This window comes from Streptomyces sp. NPDC028907 (genome assembly GCF_055564995.1).
This window is the reverse complement of the sequence record NZ_JBVHVE010000050.1, coordinates 1-2,645: the sequence shown is the minus strand read 5'-3', so window position 1 is coordinate 2,645 and position 2,645 is coordinate 1. Positions and strand designations below refer to the sequence as shown.

Here is a 2,645-nt window from a genome sequence, read left to right as displayed (position 1 = left end):
TGTGAGCCCTGGCCGGAGAAGAGGTAGGCCAGGCGTCCGCCGTCGGGGGTGCCGTGGAGGACGGCTTTGGTGTGTTCGCCGTGCGCGAGGGCGTCCAGGCCGTGGAGCAGGGCCTCGCGGTCGGTGGCGATGACGCCCGCCCGGTGGGTGTGGTGGGCGCGGGTGGTGGCCAGGGCGTGGGCGATGTCGTGGGGGGCGAGTTCGGGGTGGGTCTGGACGTATGCGTGTAGTCGAGCGGCCTGTGCCCGTAGGGCGTCCTCCGTGCGGGCGGACAGCAGCCAGGGTGACACCGTCCCCGCCGACGCCACCGGAGACGCGGGCGAGGCCTCGGTCGGCGGAGCCTGTTCGAGGATGACGTGGGCGTTGGTGCCGCTCACGCCGAAGGACGACACCGCCGCCCGGCGCGGCCGCCCCGTCTCAGGCCACGGCACCGCCTCCGTCAGCAGCGACACCGCACCCGCGTCCCAGTCCACATGGGGTGTGGGTTCGTCGACGTGCAGGGTCTTGGGCAGCACCCCGTGCTCCATCGCCTGAACCATCTTGATGATGCCGGCCACGCCCGCCGCCGCCTGCGTGTGCCCGAGGTTGGACTTGACCGACGACAGCCACAGCGGCCGGTTCTCGTCCCGGTCCTGCCCGTACGTCGTGAGCAGGGCGCGCGCCTCGATGGGGTCGCCCAGCTTCGTGCCGGTGCCGTGGGCCTCGACGGCGTCGACCTGGTCCGGGGCGAGCCGGGCGTTGGCCAGGGCGGCGCGGATGACGCGCTGTTGTGCGGGGCCGCTCGGCGCGGTCAGTCCGTTGCTGGCACCGTCCTGGTTGACCGCGCTGCCGCGGATCACGGCCAGCACGGGATGGCCGTTGCGCTCGGCCACCGACAGGCGCTCCAGCAGGATGAGGCCCACACCTTCGCTCCACGAGGTGCCGTCGGCCGCCGCGGCGAAGGACTTGCACCGACCGTCCGGCGCGAGGCCCCGCTGGCGGCTGAACTCGCAGAAGACGCCCGGATCGGACATGACCGTGACCCCACCGGCGAGGGCCATGTCGCACTCGCCGCTGCGCAGGGCCTGCGCGGCCTGGTGCACGGCGACGAGCGAGGACGAGCAGGCGGTGTCGACGGTGACCGCGGGCCCTTCCAGCCCGAGGCTGTACGCCACCCGGCCCGAGGCCACACTCGTCGCGATGCCCGTGAGGAGATAGCCGTCGGCGCCCGCGGTTCCCGGGCGGCGCAGAGAGGCGTACTCCTGCCCGATGACCCCGGTGAACACTCCGGTGGGGGTGGAGTGGAGGGTGGTGGGGTCGATTCCGGCGCGTTCGACGGCTTCCCAGGCGGTTTCGAGCAGGAGTCGTTGCTGGGGGTCCATGGCGAGGGCTTCGCGTGGGCTGATGCCGAAGAACTCGGCGTCGAAGCCGTCGGCGTCGTGGAGGAAGCCGCCCTGGCGTACGTAGGTCCTGCCGGGGGTGTCGGGGTCGGGGTCGTAGAGGGTGTCGACGTCCCAGCCCCGGTTCGCGGGGAAGTCCGAGATCACGTCCCCGCCGTCCGCGACGAGTTCCCACAGAGCCTCGGGTGAGTCGACGCCACCCGGGTACCGGCACGCCATGCCGATGACGGCGATGGGCTCGTGCTTCCTCGACTCGAACTCCTGGAGCTGCCTGCGCGCCTGGTGCAGGTCCGTGGTGACCCGCTTGAGGTAGCCGCGGAGTTTCTCCTCGTTCGTCATGCGACATCGGGCCTTTCGGGTCACCATGCTGTTCTCGGGGGTTCCGCGCGGGCGGCGGATGCGGGCGTCGGCGCCCGGTTCACAACTCGTTGTCGATGAAGTCGAAGATCTCCTCGTCCGATGCCGCGCTGATCTTCCCGGTCACGTCGGAGGACGTGTCGCCGTCCGGGCCCGGGGCGGACGTCGAGTCCCCGAGCTCGCCGATCTTGAAGAGGAAGTCCTGCAACCGAGCCGCGATCCGGTCCCGCGTACCGTCGTCGGGCGTACCGGACAGCACGGCCGCTTCCACCCTTTCGATCTCCGCGATCAGCATGTGCTGCACCGACGCCTCCGACGGGGCCAGCTCGCCGCGCAGGAACTCGCCCAGGGAACGCGGCGTGGGATGGTCGAACACGACGGTCGCCGGAAGGCGCAGACCGACGGCCGCCCCCAGCCGGTTGCGCAGCTCGACCGCGGTGAGCGAGTCGAAACCGGCCTCCTTGAAGGCGAGTTCGTCCGTCACGGCCGTCGGGGCGCCGTGGCCCAGGACCGCCGCCGCGTGGGTGCGCACGAGCTCGACGAGCGTGTCCAGCTGCTCGGTCGCCGTACGGCCCGCGAGCTGCCGCGCCCACTGCTCGGCCGCGGACGCGTTCTCGCCGCCGGCGTCCGCCACCCGTCGCGCCGAGGCGCCCCGCACCAGACCGCGCAGCACCGGCTGCAGGGTCCCCGCCTTGGCGTGGTCGCGCAGGACGGCGGGGGCCATCCGGGCGGCGACCAGCAGGGGCCGGCCTTCGCCGAGCGCGGCGTCGAAGAGGGCGAGCGCGTGCTCGGTGGGCATGGCCTCGATGCTGGACCTGGCCATTCGTTCGCGGTCGGTGGTGTGGAGTTGGGCGGTGAGGTTGCTGGTGTGTTGCCACAGGCCCCAGGCGATGCTGGTGGCGGGGAGTC

The 2,645-nt window shown here is 72.3% G+C and carries 2 protein-coding genes; both read right to left on the bottom strand.

Features of this window, described 5'->3' with window-relative positions; all coding sequences use genetic code 11:
- A partial coding sequence (locus ACZ4UU_RS45075) for a type I polyketide synthase (RefSeq protein ID WP_471909271.1) occupies positions 1-1,718 on the bottom strand: 1,718 nt, incomplete at its 3' end.
- A gap of 79 nt (positions 1,719-1,797) precedes the next feature.
- Positions 1,798-2,645 (bottom strand): acyl carrier protein (locus ACZ4UU_RS45070; RefSeq protein ID WP_471909270.1); only part of this gene is annotated, 848 nt, incomplete at its 5' end.